Source organism: Ruegeria sp. CG8 (genome assembly GCF_056537165.1).
Genome location: NZ_JBQFRA010000005.1, coordinates 150469 through 165579 on the forward strand (window position 1 = coordinate 150469; position 15111 = coordinate 165579).

General features: G+C 62.7%; 19 protein-coding genes. 12 read left to right on the plus strand and 7 right to left on the minus strand.

Translation table 11 applies throughout. The features are described from left to right. The first annotated feature begins 14 nt into the window (after nucleotides 1-14). The gene (locus ACR0EF_RS15605; RefSeq protein WP_254437715.1) at nucleotides 15-377 is read left to right on the plus strand and encodes a glycine zipper family protein; all 363 of its coding nucleotides are present in this window, start codon (nucleotides 15-17) and stop codon (nucleotides 375-377) included. A gap of 242 nt (nucleotides 378-619) precedes the next feature. Here the strand turns inward: ACR0EF_RS15605 and ACR0EF_RS15610 are convergent, their stop codons facing one another. Both ACR0EF_RS15610 and argH read right to left on the minus strand, forming a co-directional pair. Continuing rightward, nucleotides 620-802 carry a hypothetical protein gene (locus ACR0EF_RS15610; protein WP_170360096.1) on the minus strand — a complete coding sequence of 61 codons (183 nt, stop codon included), beginning with the start codon at nucleotides 800-802 and terminating at the stop codon, nucleotides 620-622. Further along, nucleotides 799-2190: an argininosuccinate lyase gene (gene argH, locus ACR0EF_RS15615; RefSeq protein ID WP_170373087.1), complete on the minus strand. Its 1392-nt coding sequence runs from the start codon at nucleotides 2188-2190 to the stop codon at nucleotides 799-801. Before argH ends, ACR0EF_RS15610 begins: the two co-directional genes overlap by 4 nt. A 21-nt stretch (nucleotides 2191-2211) precedes the next feature. On the opposite strand from argH, the gene ACR0EF_RS15620 reads away from it, so the two are divergent. From ACR0EF_RS15620 to yddG, 10 genes are all read left to right on the plus strand, one after another. Further along, nucleotides 2212-2778 (plus strand): TlpA disulfide reductase family protein, encoded by a 567-nt coding sequence (locus ACR0EF_RS15620; protein WP_170373088.1) that lies wholly within the window; start codon nucleotides 2212-2214, stop codon nucleotides 2776-2778. An 81-nt stretch (nucleotides 2779-2859) separates the two neighbouring features. Further along, complete coding sequence (locus tag ACR0EF_RS15625; protein ID WP_170373089.1) at nucleotides 2860-3189, plus strand: hypothetical protein; 330 nt, start codon at nucleotides 2860-2862, stop codon at nucleotides 3187-3189. A 59-nt stretch (nucleotides 3190-3248) separates the two neighbouring features. Then, entirely contained in the window at nucleotides 3249-3635 is a 387-nt protein-coding gene (locus tag ACR0EF_RS15630) for a hypothetical protein (RefSeq protein WP_170373090.1), read from the plus strand. Then, on the plus strand, nucleotides 3632-4603 hold the full coding sequence (locus ACR0EF_RS15635) for a sterol desaturase family protein (RefSeq protein ID WP_170373091.1): 972 nt from the start codon (nucleotides 3632-3634) through the stop codon (nucleotides 4601-4603). The genes ACR0EF_RS15630 and ACR0EF_RS15635 overlap by 4 nt, the downstream gene beginning before the upstream one ends. A gap of 92 nt (nucleotides 4604-4695) precedes the next feature. Then, nucleotides 4696-4887 carry a hypothetical protein gene (locus ACR0EF_RS15640; RefSeq protein WP_093963509.1) on the plus strand — a complete coding sequence of 64 codons (192 nt, stop codon included), beginning with the start codon at nucleotides 4696-4698 and terminating at the stop codon, nucleotides 4885-4887. A 101-nt stretch (nucleotides 4888-4988) separates the two neighbouring features. After that, nucleotides 4989-5822 carry an EAL domain-containing protein gene (locus ACR0EF_RS15645; protein WP_170360083.1) on the plus strand — a complete coding sequence of 278 codons (834 nt, stop codon included), beginning with the start codon at nucleotides 4989-4991 and terminating at the stop codon, nucleotides 5820-5822. Between the two features lie 196 nt (nucleotides 5823-6018). After that, nucleotides 6019-7194 carry an acetyl-CoA C-acetyltransferase gene (locus ACR0EF_RS15650; RefSeq protein WP_093963511.1) on the plus strand — a complete coding sequence of 392 codons (1176 nt, stop codon included), beginning with the start codon at nucleotides 6019-6021 and terminating at the stop codon, nucleotides 7192-7194. Nucleotides 7195-7380: 186 nt separating this feature from the next. Next, nucleotides 7381-8103: an acetoacetyl-CoA reductase gene (gene phbB / locus ACR0EF_RS15655; RefSeq protein WP_170342952.1), complete on the plus strand. Its 723-nt coding sequence runs from the start codon at nucleotides 7381-7383 to the stop codon at nucleotides 8101-8103. A gap of 298 nt (nucleotides 8104-8401) precedes the next feature. Then, the gene (locus tag ACR0EF_RS15660; protein WP_170373092.1) at nucleotides 8402-9349 is read left to right on the plus strand and encodes a transcriptional regulator GcvA; all 948 of its coding nucleotides are present in this window, start codon (nucleotides 8402-8404) and stop codon (nucleotides 9347-9349) included. Continuing rightward, on the plus strand, nucleotides 9346-10212 hold the full coding sequence (gene yddG / locus ACR0EF_RS15665; protein ID WP_170372283.1) for an aromatic amino acid exporter YddG: 867 nt from the start codon (nucleotides 9346-9348) through the stop codon (nucleotides 10210-10212). The genes ACR0EF_RS15660 and yddG overlap by 4 nt, the downstream gene beginning before the upstream one ends. On the opposite strand, the gene ACR0EF_RS15670 is transcribed toward yddG, so the two are convergent. From ACR0EF_RS15670 to ACR0EF_RS15680, 3 genes are all read right to left on the minus strand, one after another. Next, nucleotides 10209-10373: a YdcH family protein gene (locus ACR0EF_RS15670; protein WP_093963770.1), complete on the minus strand. Its 165-nt coding sequence runs from the start codon at nucleotides 10371-10373 to the stop codon at nucleotides 10209-10211. The genes yddG and ACR0EF_RS15670 overlap by 4 nt on opposite strands. Nucleotides 10374-10493: 120 nt before the next feature. Further along, nucleotides 10494-11267, minus strand: coding sequence for a tRNA1(Val) (adenine(37)-N6)-methyltransferase (locus tag ACR0EF_RS15675; protein WP_170373093.1), 774 nt, complete (start codon nucleotides 11265-11267; stop codon nucleotides 10494-10496). Continuing rightward, a complete protein-coding gene (locus ACR0EF_RS15680; RefSeq protein WP_093963516.1) occupies nucleotides 11264-11479 on the minus strand; it encodes a putative signal transducing protein in 216 nt (71 codons plus the stop codon). The genes ACR0EF_RS15675 and ACR0EF_RS15680 overlap by 4 nt, the downstream gene beginning before the upstream one ends. A 56-nt stretch (nucleotides 11480-11535) precedes the next feature. Here ACR0EF_RS15680 and ACR0EF_RS15685 point away from each other — a divergent pair, with 56 nt between their 5' ends. After that, complete coding sequence (locus ACR0EF_RS15685; RefSeq protein ID WP_170342960.1) at nucleotides 11536-12534, plus strand: polyprenyl synthetase family protein; 999 nt, start codon at nucleotides 11536-11538, stop codon at nucleotides 12532-12534. On the opposite strand, the gene ACR0EF_RS15690 is transcribed toward ACR0EF_RS15685, so the two are convergent. Further along, on the minus strand, nucleotides 12527-13348 hold the full coding sequence (locus ACR0EF_RS15690; RefSeq protein ID WP_170373094.1) for a 4-(cytidine 5'-diphospho)-2-C-methyl-D-erythritol kinase: 822 nt from the start codon (nucleotides 13346-13348) through the stop codon (nucleotides 12527-12529). The genes ACR0EF_RS15685 and ACR0EF_RS15690 overlap by 8 nt on opposite strands. Further along, nucleotides 13338-15050 carry a tetratricopeptide repeat protein gene (locus ACR0EF_RS15695; RefSeq protein ID WP_170372292.1) on the minus strand — a complete coding sequence of 571 codons (1713 nt, stop codon included), beginning with the start codon at nucleotides 15048-15050 and terminating at the stop codon, nucleotides 13338-13340. Before ACR0EF_RS15695 ends, ACR0EF_RS15690 begins: the two co-directional genes overlap by 11 nt. Between the last annotated feature and the right edge of the window lie 61 nt (nucleotides 15051-15111).

Consider the following 15111-nt stretch of genomic DNA (forward strand, 5'->3'; position numbering starts at 1 on the left):
AGGAGCGATTCACATTGACCGTCTTGCCGCTGGCCCTGATCACAGCCGCATGCAGCGGCACCGGTGCCCAACACCAACCCGTCCTGTCTGCCGAGCCGGGCCCGGCTTACGCCGCTGATCTGAACCAGTGCCGCGCATTGGCCAAGTCCCAGGACCTGTGGAACCCGGAAACCCAGACACAGGCCTTGATCGGCGCCGGGGTCGGCGCACTGGCAGGCATTTCGGACGACACGGTTGGAAACGCAGAAGGCGCCATAGCCGGCGCAGCAGTGGGATCAGCGGCAGGTGCCGTCGCCGGAGCCGCCGAGATGCGCAACACCCGGCGTGACATTCTGATCGAGTGTCTGCGGCAGCGCGGGCACCCAGTGGCCGGCTGAACGCATCAACGGCTCATTCAGAAATTCGTCGACACCCCGGCCCGCGCGTATCCGGATACGGACACCCCAGCCCCCGAGCGCGCGGGCTCTTCTACTGGCTGCGAACGCGGCGGATTCGTGGTCTCGCACGCCGCCAGCACGGCAAGCGACAGGATAAGGCCGAGTGGTTTCATTTCGCTGCCTTCATTTGTTGGATCACTTGCTAAATGGCGACTGGCACGTCGCTTTCAACCGCAGAGCGTTCAGATCCCCAGAAACACGCTGAGGGGGCCTCGGTGCAGGCCGACGCCCCCGCTCACATATGTGCCACTGGTCGAAACGCCCACATTGGCGTTCAGGGTCGGCTGGACGGGCTCTCCGTCAGCGCCGCAGGCCGCCAAGGTGAAGGCGGCCCCGATCAGGGCAATCACACGCAAGATTGTCATTCCAGCATCTCCTTCCAGCGGGCGATCTGCGCCCGGACCTGGTCCGGGGCCGTACCGCCATAGGACTGGCGCGAGTTTACCGAATTATCCACGCCAAGGACAGAATAGACATCCTGCGTGATGCCCGCGTGGACCGATTGCATGTCCTCGAGCGTCAGATCGGGCAGGTCGCAGCCCTTCTTTTCGGCCATGGCGACCAGCGATCCGGTGACGTGGTGCGCATCGCGGAAGGGCAGGCCCAGCACCCGCACCAGCCAGTCGGCCAGATCGGTCGCGGTGGAAAAGCCCGAGCCGGCGGCAGCGGCCAGGCTGTCGCGGTTGGCGGTCATGTCCTTGACCATGCCCTCCATCGCGGCCAGCGCCAGCATCCAGTTGTCGGCGGCGTCAAAGACCTGTTCCTTGTCTTCCTGCATGTCCTTGGAATAGGCCAGCGGCAGGCCCTTCATCACCATCATCAGCGCCGTGTTGGCGCCAAAGATCCGACCCACCTTGGCGCGGATCAGCTCGGCGGCGTCGGGGTTCTTTTTCTGCGGCATGATCGACGATCCGGTCGAGAACCGGTCGGACAGGGTGACAAAGCGGAACTGGGCCGAGGACCAGATCACCAGTTCTTCGGCGAACCGCGACAGATGCACCGCGCAGATCGAGGCCACCGACAAAAATTCCAGCGCGAAATCGCGATCGCTGACCGCATCCAGCGAGTTGGCGGCGGGCCGGTCAAAGCCCAGCGCCTGCGCCGTCATGTGCCGGTCGATCGGGAAGGACGTGCCGGCCAGCGCCGCAGCACCCAGCGGGCATTCGTTCATCCGCGCCCGCGCGTCGCGCACGCGGCTGAGGTCGCGGCCGAACATCTCGACATAGGCCATCATGTGGTGGCCCCAGGTCACCGGCTGCGCGGTCTGCAGGTGGGTGAATCCGGGCATGACCCAATCGGCCCCGGCCTCGGCCTGCGCCAAAAGCGCGCGGATCAGGGCCAGCAACCCGGATTCGGCGGCGTCCAGCTGATCGCGGACCCACAGTTTGAAATCGGTCGCCACCTGGTCATTGCGGCTGCGGCCGGTGTGCAGGCGGCCTGCGGGCTCGCCGATGATCTCTTTCAGCCGCGCCTCGACATTCATGTGGATGTCTTCCAGCGCGGTCGAGAACTGGAACTCACCACGTTCAATCTCTGACAAAACGGTGAGCAGCCCTTCCCGAATGGCCTCGGCATCACTATCACTAATCACGCCCGTGGCGGCCAGCATGGCGGCATGGGCACGCGAGCCCGCGATGTCCTGGGCCGCCATCCGTCGGTCGAACCCGATCGAGGCATTGATCGCCTCCATGATCGCGTCTGGTCCGGCGGCAAAGCGGCCGCCCCACATCTGGTTCGAGGATTGTTCGGTCATGCTGGAAAACCCGGAGTTGATATGCGCCTGTTTCGTCTGATCCCCCTTTATATGGCCCTTGCGCTGGGTGCAAATGCCGCTTTGGCCGCCGACACGCAGGCCCTGGCCGACCTGCGCGACGGCAGCCTGAAACGCCTGATCCTGCATTCCGAGCCGAAACCGGTCTCGGACGCGGAATTCCAGCTGGAAGATGACGGCGGCACCGCCACGCTGGCGGATTATCGCGGCAAATACGTTCTGCTGAACTTCTGGGCCACCTGGTGCGCGCCCTGCCGCAAGGAGATGCCCCAGATCGCCGAGTTGCAGGAGGAGTTCGGCGGAGACCAGTTCGAGGTTCTGACGCTGGCCACCGGGCGCAACTCGCCCGCAGGGATCAAGAAGTTCTTTGATGAAAACGGCATCACCAACCTGCCCCGCCACCAAGACCCGAAGCAGGCCGTCGCCCGCGAGATGGGCATCGTCGGCCTTCCGATCACCGTGATCATTGACCCCGACGGCCAGGAAATCGCGCGGCTGATCGGCGATGCCGAATGGAACTCGGACAGTGCCAAGGCGATCATCGCGGCCCTGCTGAACCCCGAAAGCTGACCACCTGACGGGCCTTTTGTGCTAGACTGGAACCGGCCTGAACAGGGCCGGTTTTTCATTGGCAACAGACAGGAGGCTGAGATGAAACCGGTGGTTTTGCTGATCGGCCGGCTGCCCAACGTGATCGGCGACGTGGCGCGGCAACTGGACCATCTTCCGATCCGGTGGCTGGGCGCGCATGATCCCGACGAGGTGCGGCGGCAACTGGACGCCGAACCGCGCATCGCCTGCGCGATTATGGGCGCGGGCCTCGATGACAAGGTGCGCGGCGAACTGGTGGGCATCATCGCGGCGCGGCGACCGGATATCTGCATTCACCTCAAGGATCGCGCCTCGGGGCCCGAGGGGCTGGTGCCCTTCGTTGAGCGTGTTGTCCGGCACGAAGTGCTTGAGCCACACGACACCCCCTGACGCAACGCCACCTTTGACAGGGCCTGACCCCGCTTGCACTCTGTCCGCGGGAGGACATCATGCCGCTGGAAATCCTGCTGGTTCTGGTGGTCGGTGGCATTGCCGGCATCACCATACTGCTGCATCTGACGGGCAAATCGCGCCAGCGCGTGCTGAGCGCCGATACCGCGCGCGCCGAATGGGTGCGCCATTTCCCCGACGACACCATCATCGACGTCACCCTGGCCCATGATGGACACGCCGCTTTGCTGCGCACCGAAACCGGGCCGGGCCTGTTGTGGTCCCTTGGCGCCGACACGGTGGCCCGCCACCTGCGCGATTTCGACTGGATCGACCACCCCGAGGGAATCGAGGTCCAGTTCCACGACTTCGCCACCCCCGGCGTCACTGTCCGCCTTGACGAAACCGAGCGCCGCCACTGGCGCCACCTGCTGGAGCCCGCATGACCGACCAGATCAGCTTTCCCGATGTCGTCCAATGGGCCGTACCGTTCTTCATCGCCGCCATCCTGGCAGAGTTTCTGTGGATCGCCATGAAGGGCCGCGGCGGGCGGTACGAAACGCGCGACGCCGTGACCTCGCTGATCATGGGGGCGGGAAACATCGCGTCCGGGTTCCTGCTGGGCTTTATCGCCTACGCGTTCTTCATGTGGCTGTGGAAGACCACGCCCTTGGATCTGGGCACATCGATCCCGGTGATCATCCTGTGCTTTGTGCTGGATGATCTGCGATACTATTGGGTGCACCGGTTCGGGCATCGCATCCGCTGGGTCTGGGCCAGCCATGTGAACCACCACAGCTCGCAGCACTATAACCTGACAACCGCCCTGCGGCAGACCTGGACCTATACCTTCACCTTCATGATGGTTGTGCGCGCGCCGCTGATCCTGCTGGGCTTCCACCCGGCGATGGTGCTGTTCTGCGGCGGCTTGAACCTGATCTACCAGTTCTGGATCCACACCGAGGCCATCGGCAGGATGCCGCGCTGGTTCGAGGCGGTCATGAACACCCCCAGCCATCACCGCGCCCACCACGGCCGCAACGCGCGCTATCTGGATTGCAACTATGCCGGGGTGTTCATCATCTGGGACAAGCTGTTCGGCACCTTTGTCCCCGAGCAAGAGGATGACCGGGTCGACTATGGCCTGGTGCACAATATCGGCACCTTCAACCCGCTGCGGGTGGCCTTTCACGAATGGGTGGCCATCTGGCGCGACGCGACCCAGCCGGGCCTGACCCTGAAACAGCGGCTGGCCTATTGCTTTGCCCCGCCGGGCTACAGCCATGACGGCAGCCGCGACAGCTCCGAGCAGATCAAGGCCAAGCACCTGGCCCGCCATCCCGAAGATTTCGGAACGCCCGGTTTCGAGCAATTCGACGAAAACCTGCCCAACCAACAGGCAAAACAGGCCTGAGACTGGCGGCGTCTGCCGGGCGGGCGCTTGAATTCCGGCGCGCGTGCTCCATATCCGAACAAGTGACAAGTTTGTTCGGTCGGAGTTCCACCATGTCCCGCGTTACAGCCATCTTCACCGCAACCGGCCTGTTGGGCCTGGTAATCGCGATGCTCAGCGCCCTTGGCCAGCAGCCTGCCCCGGCGGTAATGATGCTTGGAGTGGCTATGGTGGGCACAGGCTTCCTGGGCGCCGTGATTGGCGCCGTGGTCGAATTGCGCCACGCAGCCCAGACGACCCGCTGATCCCAGCGACTGATTCCCGGCGCGCATTAACCGCAAATTCACCGGCACGACCCGAAACTACGTGCTGACCGGTTTCGGAAACGTACGGGGATTCGGCGTCGATGCGGAAAAAGGACTTTGCAGATCTGCCAGAAGGTGGGGACAGCCCGTTGAATTCGGCCGTCGCCGCGCGGGACACTTCGACCGTTCAAATGGCGACCGAGGCTGTCAAGCATCAGCAATGCCGCCTGGCGTTCCAGCCCGTCATGCAAGCACGAGACCCGCACGGCGTAGCCTTCTATGAGGCATTCATCCGCGTGCTGGACGAAACCGGCCGTGTGATCCCCGCGCGGGAGTTCATGCCGCAGGTGGAAAACACACCAATCGGCCGGGAACTGGACTGCATAGCATTGGAAAAAGGATTGCGCGCCCTGTCGCGCAATCCGGAAATCCGGCTTTCTGTCAACATGTCCGCACGCTCGATCGGATACGCGCGCTGGTCGCGGATCCTGGACCGGTTTCTCAAGCGGGACAAAACGCTGGGCGAGCGGCTTATCCTCGAAATCTCCGAAAGCTCGGCAATGCAGGTTCCCGAACTGGTGATCGATTTCATGGACCGGCTTCAGGACCGCGGGATCGCTTTTGCGCTGGATGACTTCGGTGCCAGCAACTTCAGCTTCAGATATTTTCGCGAGTTCTTCTTTGACGCGGCGAAGATCGACGGGCAGTTCGTACGGGGTGTCAGCACCAACCCGGACAATCAGGCGCTGGTGCGCGCGCTGATCGCCGTCGCCCGTGAATTCGAGATTCTGGTCATCGCCGAATCGGTCGAAACGCGTGAAGATGCCGAGTTTCTGGTGGCCAGCGGTGTGGACTGTCTGCAGGGCTACCTATTCGGCGCTCCGACGGTGAAAGCCCCGTGGCAACCGGAAAAAGAAGCCAAAACAGGAAGTTGAACCCAATTCCCTTGGGCGCTATCCAGCCGAGGCTTTCTCATGAGACAAGCTGTCCGTTGCTGCACGTGCAGCATTGCGCTATGGCAGAAAGTGCTGGAGCGGGGGATCACGAGGCGCTCTTGCATCGCCAGAGAGGCTCTGTGCGACCTGCGCCGTCAGATTTCCCACAGGACCTTGACGGTAAAGGATTGACTGTATGACCAACGTAGTAATCGCATCCGCCGCACGCACGGGCGTCGGCAGCTTTGGCGGTTCCTTTGCGAACACCCCCGCACATGATCTGGGCGCTGCCGTCCTCGAAGCCGTCGTGGAACGCGCCGGGATCGACAAGTCCGAGGTGAGCGAAACCATCATGGGTCAGGTTCTGACGGCCGCCCAAGGCCAGAACCCCGCACGCCAGGCGCACATCAACGCCGGCCTGCCGCAGGAAAGCGCGGCCTGGGGCATCAACCAGGTCTGTGGTTCGGGCCTGCGTGCCGTCGCACTGGGCGCTCAGCATATCCAGCTGGGCGATGCCGAGATCGTCTGCGCAGGCGGTCAGGAAAACATGACCCTGTCGCCCCACGCCGCATCTCTGCGCGCGGGCCACAAGATGGGCGACATGAAATACATCGACACCATGATCCGCGACGGCCTGTGGGATGCGTTCAACGGCTACCACATGGGCCAGACCGCCGAGAACGTGGCCGAGAAGTGGCAGATCAGCCGCGATATGCAGGATGAGTTCGCGGTGGCCAGCCAGAACAAGGCTGAGGCCGCGCAGAAGGCCGGCAAGTTCAAGGACGAGATCGTGCCCTTCACCATCAAGACTCGCAAGGGCGACATCGTGATGGATAGTGACGAGTACATCCGTCACGGCGCGACCATGGAGGCGATGGCCAAGCTGCGTCCAGCCTTCACGAAGGATGGCTCGGTGACTGCGGCCAACGCCTCGGGTCTGAATGACGGCGCGGCGGCAACCCTGCTGATGTCAGCCGACAACGCCGAAAAGCGCGGGATCGAACCGCTGGCCCGCATCGCGTCTTATGCGACCGCCGGGCTGGACCCGTCGATCATGGGTGTCGGACCGATCTATGCCTCGCGCAAGGCGCTGGAAAAGGCCGGCTGGTCGGTTGACGATCTGGATCTGGTCGAAGCCAACGAGGCCTTCGCGGCACAGGCTTGCGCCGTGAACAAGGACATGGGTTGGGATCCCTCGATCGTGAACGTGAACGGCGGCGCGATCGCCATCGGCCATCCGATCGGAGCATCCGGCTGCCGGGTTCTGAACACGCTGCTGTTCGAAATGAAGCGCCGGAACGCGAAAAAGGGCCTGGCAACCCTCTGCATCGGAGGCGGCATGGGCGTCGCCCTGTGCGTGGAGCGCGTCTAAGTGCTTTGACAAGTCACGAATAAGGGCGTCCAATGGGCGCCCTTTTTTGTTACACTCCGGGAATATCCCTAGGATGCGACAATATCACCAAACGGAAAGAGCCATCTCGCGACGAAACGATATTGCGCAACTCAATCTCTCAGAGTAACAGAATTACCAACACGATTAAATTTGGAGGAGTCCTAAATGGCACGTACAGCACTCGTAACCGGCGGCACCCGCGGCATCGGCGCAGCAATTTCCAAAGCGCTCAAGGCCGAAGGATACAATGTAGCCGCCTCGTATGCGGGGAATGACGAAGCCGCGGCCAAGTTCACCGAGGAAACCGGCATTGCGACCTATAAATGGAACGTGGCCGACTATGACGAGTCCAAGGCGGGCATCGAAAAGGTCGAAGCCGAGCTCGGCCCGATCGACATCGTTGTCGCCAATGCCGGCATCACCCGCGACGCGCCGTTCCACAAGATGACACCGGAACAGTGGCATCAGGTGATCGACACCAACCTGACCGGGGTGTTCAACACCGTACACCCCGTCTGGCCCGGCATGCGCGAGCGCAAGTTCGGTCGGGTGATCGTGATCAGCTCGATCAACGGGCAAAAGGGCCAGTTCGCCCAGGTGAACTATGCCGCCACCAAGGCCGGTGATCTGGGCATCGTCAAATCCCTGGCGCAGGAAGGCGCGCGCGCCGGCATCACCGCAAACGCCATCTGCCCCGGATACATCGCGACCGAGATGGTCATGGCCGTTCCGGAAAAGGTGCGTGAAGCCATCATCGGTCAGATCCCCGCAGGCCGTTTGGGCGAACCCGAGGAAATTGCCCGCTGCGTCGCATTCCTGGCCTCGGAAGAGTCGCAGTTCATCAACGGGTCGACGATTTCGGCCAACGGCGCGCAGTTTTTCGTCTGATCGCGGCTCAAATGAAAACGGGCCGACCCAACGGGTCGGCCCTTCTTTGATCCCGTAAGAACGCGCGCGCAGCGTTCAGCGGGAACCCAGAACCCACTTCCAGAAACTCCGGATCGCCTTGCCGCGCTCTTGATGAGCGCGCAGAATTGCCTTTTGTGCGGCAGGATTGGTCGTCATCTCGATCATGGCTTTTCCCTTCTACTAAAGGTGAACTTGACTTGCATTCAACATGCCTGTTGTTTTTAATAGGCACAAACGAGAGTTTTTCCGCCTTCAGTTTAGAAAATCTTATGTGACGATGAGCGACCGACTTCCCCCACTCACCGCCCTCAGGGCCTTTGACGCCGCCGCCCGCCATATGTCCTTTGCCAAGGCCGCAGACGAGTTGAACGTGACACCAGCCGCGCTGTCGTTTCAGATCAAGTCTCTGGAAGAGCATCTGGGCCAGCCGCTGTTCCGCCGATTGAACCGTGCGGTCGAGCTGACCGAGGCCGGACGAACCCTGGCCCCGGGCACGGAAAAAGGGTTTGCTGCGCTGCAGGCGGCCTGGTCGGCCACCCGCCGCCTGCAGGACAACACGACACTGACAGTGACCGCAGGGCCGGCCCTGACAGCCAAATGGCTGGCCCCCCGCCTTTACGAGTTCGCCCGCGCCCATCCCGAGATCGACCTGAGATTCTCAGCCACGCTGCGCAATCTCGATTTCGAGCGCGACGACGTGGATGTCGCGATCCGGTTCGGGTATGGGCAAGATGACGGGCTGTATTCAGTTCCCGTGCGGCAAGAATGGCTGACGCCGGTCATGACGCCCGAGCTTTCGGCCCGGTTTCCGACGCCGCAGGATCTGACCAAAGCGCCGCTGATCCACGATGACTCGATCAACTTCCTGAATCCGCCCTGTGACTGGCCCGCCTGGTTTCGCGCGGTCGGGGTTGACTTCACGCCGACTCATGGCGCGCATTTCTCGAACGCGGATCACGCCATAGATGCCGCGGTGGCGGGTGTCGGCGTCGCGTTGGGACGGCGCCCGATGATCATCAAGGATGTGATCGAGGGTCGACTGGTCATGCCCTTCAAAACCGCCATCGAAACCAAGGCCCGCTTCCGGTTCCTGTGCCGTTCGGGAGAAGAGACGCGCCCTCAGATTGCCGCCTTCAGGGATTGGTTCCTTGCAGAGATCGAAAAAACCGCGCACATATCCGACGGTCTTGAAATCATACCCGTCGAGGATATCCCCCACGCATGACAAAGAACCGCGCCACCGCCATCGGCTTTGTCGCCGTCCTTTTGTGGGCACTGCTGGCGCTGTTCACGGTTGGCTCGGCGCCGACCCCGCCGCTTTTGCTGAACGCCATCTGCTTCACGATCGGCGGAACCCTTGGCTTGATCTGGACATGGCACAGCGGTGGGCTTGCGCAACTGAAACAGGTCAGTTGGAAGGTATTCGCGTTCGGCACGGTTGGCTTGTTCGGATACCACGCCCTGTATTTCTCGGCCCTGCGCATGGCACCTGCGGCCGAGGCCGGATTGATCGCCTACCTCTGGCCCTTGCTGATCGTTCTTTTCTCAGGGTTGCTTCCCGGCGAAACCCTACGTCTGGGCCATCTGCTCGGGGCTTGTCTGGGCTTCTCCGGGGCCGCGCTGATCATCACCGGTGGCGGAACCGCAGGGTTTCAGGCCGAACACCTGCCGGGCTATGCGCTGGCGTTTTTGTGCGCCCTTACGTGGTCGGGGTATTCCGTATTGTCGCGCAGGCTGGGTCAAACGCCGACCAGCTCGGTAGCAGTGTTCTGCGTGCTGACCGCCATCGCCTCGTGGATCCTGCATTTCAGCCTTGAGCAGACAGTCTGGCCGCCCGACGCACTGGCCTGGATGTCGACCGTTGCCCTGGGGTTGGGGCCCGTTGGGCTGGCGTTCTATGTCTGGGATATCGGGGTCAAGCACGGTGACATCCAGATGCTGGGCACCAGCTCGTACGCGGCACCCCTGCTGTCAACTCTGGTGCTTGTGGTCGCCGGGATCGCCACGCCGTCCTGGACGCTGGCGATCGCGGCATTGCTTGTTACCGGCGGCGCTGCAATCGCGGCACGCGCCAGCCTGCGACATTAAGCCGACAGGCGTTCAATCTCTTCCTTCAGCTTCAGCTTCTTCTTTTTGAGTTGAGCAATGTGGAGATCGTCGATACCGGGCGAGCGCTGGGCTTGTTCCACTTCGAGACTGAGGGTTTCGTGCTTCTTCTTCAGTTCCGTCAGATGTGCGCTTACGCTCATGGCGATCCTCCTTCTCTGTTTCTGAATATCACATGGGAAGTTGATCACATCATTTCCAGCCTGTCACGCCGCAGACGCTCGGATTCTTGTTCAAATCCGACAATTTCGGCTGGTCATTGCCTATCGGGCGTCCGGCCAGGGCATTGGTCGGCCCTCGCGCAGGATGCCGGATACCGTGTCGGTATAGCTGTCGCCGTCCCTTTCATGGCGGTCACCGCTGTGGAGAATCAGCGGCGCATGCAACCGAAAATCCGCGCGTCCGCCCTTGCGCGCCCGCAGAATCAGCAACTCGGCCCCTCGCCCCATGCGCGGCGCGATGGGCAGAACTTCTACCGAGCCCAACCGACCCGCGCAGGCCGACAGCATGTCGGGCAAGCGTTCCGCGCGTTGGATCATGTGCAGGTACCCGCGCGGTGCCAGCCTGCGCGCCGCCGCATCAAACCAGTCGGACAGCGGCGTCTGCTCGCTCAGCGCCGTTCGCCGACCAGCATCGACGGCCGCGCTATGTGCACCGGGCCGATAATAGGGGGGGTTTGCGATCACGTGGTCGAAGTGCTGCTGACGCAGATCAGTCGGCATATTGGACAGGTCGGCCACGTGAACGGACAAATCGATCTCGTTGCATTGCGCGTTTCTTGCGGCCAGATCGGCATAGTCGGCCTGAAGCTCGACCCCAGTCGGCCGCAGACCGGGCACGCGGGTCGCGAGACAAAGAACCGCAGCGCCCGCCCCGCAGCCCAGCTCCAGCACCGACTGCCCGGCTTTGGCCGGAACCGCGGCAGCAAGCAGCACCGGATCGACACCGGCGCGATAACCGTCTCGCGGCTGCCACAGCTTTAGTCGGCCACCCAGAAAGTCGTTGCAAGTCAGCGCGCTGTCAGGAAACCCGATCATCTTCCCAGCGGAATGTCATTGTCACGCATCACCCGCTCCGCCCGCTCGAGGTCATCGGTCCGAACCATGAGGCGGCGCGGAAATATTCCGATGCCTCCCTCGAGGACGCTCATATTTACGTCCATCTCAAAGCAGTCTATATCCTCGCCCTCAAGAAGAGCGGATGCAAAGGCGATGATGGTCGGATCGGTGCTGCGCAGAAGTTCTTTCATGGGGATGGATGTAAGGGCAAGGCAGGACGAAAGTCGAGGCTTGTATCAGGAGTGTGATGACGATCAGCACGATCTCGAAACCGCATGAGCGACTGGCCGAGATTTTGGCCGGGGAAATGGAGGCGGTAAACACTCTGATCCGCACCCGCATGGCCTCGGAACACGCGCCCCGCATCCCCGAAGTCACCGCGCATCTGGTCGAAGCCGGCGGCAAACGCCTGCGCCCGATGCTGACATTGGCCGCCGCGCGCCTGTTCGGCTATGGCGGTGACCATCACATCCGCCTGGCCGCCACGGTCGAGTTCATCCACACCGCCACGCTGTTGCACGACGACGTCGTGGATGAAAGCGCCCAGCGGCGCGGCCGGCCCACCGCCAACCTGCTGTGGGACAACAAGTCCAGCGTGCTGGTCGGCGACTATCTATTTTCGCGCAGCTTCCAGTTGATGGTGGAAACCGGGTCTTTGCGGGTTCTGGACATCTTGGCCAATGCCTCGGCCACCATCGCCGAAGGCGAGGTGCTGCAGATGACCGCAGCCACCGACCTGCGCACGGATGAGGCCGTCTACCTGCAGGTGGTGCGCGGCAAGACCGCCGCGCTGTTCTCCGCGGCAACTGAGGTGGGCGGTGTGATCGCCGGTGCGTCCGAGGAACAGGTCCGGGCACTGTTCAGCTATGGCGACGCCTTGGGCATCGCCTTCCAGATCGCCGACGACCTGCTGGACTATCAGGGCGACAGCAAGGCCACCGGCAAGAACGTGGGCGACGACTTCCGCGAGCGCAAACTGACCCTCCCGGTGATCAAGGCCGTGGCCCAGGCCACACCCGACGAGCGTGCGTTCTGGGAGCGCACGATCGAGAAGGGCCGGCAACAGGATGGAGACCTGGACCTGGCCCTGAACCTCATGCGCAAATACGGCACCCTGGAGGAGACCCGGACAGACGCTCTGGCATGGGCAGCAAAGGCCAAAACCGCTCTGACCGCGCTGCCCGATCACGAGTTGCGCGACCTGCTCGGTGATCTGGCCGATTACGTCGTATCCCGCCTCAACTGAGGACGCTTGCGCGACACCACCAGTCCGGCTGGGAAACACCAATCTCGTAGGCCGCAAAATGTGCGGCCTTCATGGACGGGTACAGCGCAAAGCAGGTCGAACCCGACCCCGACATGCGCACCAGCAGAACGTCCCGCGTTTCACCCAGCGCCTGTAACACGTCTGAAATCTGGGGCGCCAAGCCTATTGCCGCTTCCTGCAAATCATTCCGTTGCCCGGCCAGCCAATCAGCACACGCCTCGGGCGTTTCGAATGCCGGGATCTCATCCGGCATCCCCGGATTGTCGCGCGAATCCAGCGCATTGAACACCGGCCCCGTCGGAACCGGCACACCCGGATTGACCAGCAGCGCGGGCAAATCGGGCAATGCAACCGGGGCGACCCGGTCACCAATGCCCTGCATCCGTGCTGCTCTGCCCAGTACACAAACAGGAACATCCGCGCCCAGGGCCAAAGCCGTTTCCAGCGGAACTTCCGCGTCTTCCCCTGCGATGGCCCGCAAAGTCGCAGCCGCATCCGATGAGCCGCCGCCGATTCCCCCGCCATGCGGCAGAACCTTGTCCAACTGGATTTGCCCGATCCATCCCATCGCCCGAGCGGCCCGCCAGACGAGGTTGCGGTCGTCGGTCGGCACCCCGGCGGAATGGGGGCCGGTCACGGTCAGGCGATTCTCGGGCCCGGGTGACAGGATCAACGTGTCTCCCACATCGGCAAAGGCGACCAGCGAATCCAGCAGATGGTATCCGTCGGCCCGCCGTCCGGTCACATGCAGGGAAAGGTTGATCTTCGCGGGCGCAAAGGCCTCAGTCGCCATTGGCGACCTTCAGGGGGGCCGCGCCTTCCTCGGCCAGCACCGCGTCCAGCCCGACCTCGAGTTTGCGTCGGATCCGATCGGGGTCGGCCTCGCCATCGGTATCTTCGGGATCGATGAAGGACAACGCGCGCCGCCATTGGAAATCGGCCTCACGGGTGCGCCCGACGGCCCAGTAGACGTCGCCCAAGTGGTCGTTGACCACCGGGTCCACGGCCATCAGTTCAACGGCGCGCTCCATATGTTCGACCGCCTCGTCGTACCGGCCCAAGCGAAACAGAACCCAGCCCAAGCTGTCGACGATATAGCCGCTGTCAGGCTGGATCGCGACAGCGCGCTCGATCATGTCCAGCGCCTCTTCCAGTTTTTCCTGCCGCTCGACCAGCGAGTAACCGAGATAGTTCAAAACCTGCGGCTGATCCGGATTCAACTCCAGGGCACGCCTGAAATCCGCCTCGGCCTTGTCCCAGGCCTTGAGCCGTTCGTGGCAGATGCCGCGGGCGTAGTGCAGGAACCAGTTGCCACCCGAACCGGTTTCGGTCAGTTCGATGGCTCGGTCATACGAGGTGACAGCTGCGGCGTAGTTTTCCTGACGCCGCTGCAGGTCGGCCAAGGCGACGTGGACACTGGGCAGGTTGGGCTGCCGGGCCGCCAGATTTTCCAGCACTTCGATCGCCGCATCCGGTTTCCCCGACTGAGCCAGGATTTCGGCACGCCCCAGCTCGGCTGCGTGGAAATCGCTGCTACCCGTGGGAACCTTTCGATAGGCTTCGGCGGCCAGGTCGTACTGGCTCAACTGCTCAAGCAGTTCCGCGCTCAGCAGGATCGCATCGATGTGATCGGGCCGGAGGAAAGTCGCGATCCGCGCGTAGAGCAGCACATAGTCATGTGCGGCCTCGGTGTTCAACGCCGCCCCGACCGAGAAAAAGACCTCGGCCACGCCTTCGGTGGCCGATCCGACATGGGTGAATGGCAAGGTGCCACCGGCGCTGAGCGTGTCCACGTAGGACTCGATCGACGGATCGCTGCCTGCCGCAAAGACGTTTTCCAGGAATTGCAGAGCTTCGTCATTGCGGTTGAGCTGCGACAAGACTTCGACCCGCGCCAGCGCTGCACGTCGCGAGAATCGCGCAACGATACTGTCGTCGGCCGCAAAGATCGCCTCGGCCCCCTCGAAATCGCCAACCGACGCCAGCGCCAACGCCTTGTGATACAGCGCGAATTCCCGCAGACCGTCCTGCTGGGCGACCTCATCGAACTGCGCCATCGCCTTGGTCATTTCGCCCTTGCCCAGATGCGCCCAGGCCGTCATCAGCCCATCGACCAGCGGGCCAACGCCCTGATTTTCCGGGTCACGGGCCAGCAATTCGTCGAACTTTCCGTCAGATACCAGTTTGGCGGAAACAACCATACGTGCGGCCTGGTTGGGCTGCCCGTTCGCCTCCATGTCCTCGGCGATCGGCAATGCACGTTCCACATCGCCAAGCGCCACGCGCGCCAGTAGCACGCTTTCCTTGAGCTTGGTGTTGCCCGGATCGAAAATCAGGGCCTTGGAGTAGTACTCCTCGGCAGCCTTGTAGTCGCTTTCATAGATGGCCTGGCGTCCAGCCAGATAGGATCCCGCGCCGGAATCCGCGTGAACCGGAACGACAGCCGCTGTCGCAAGAAACACGGCCAGCGCCGTGCGACGAACCAGTGAAACCACCTAATACCTGCCTTGTCTGCCTATGATTGCAGAACAAGCTAGGGCCTTGGCCCGCCAGAGG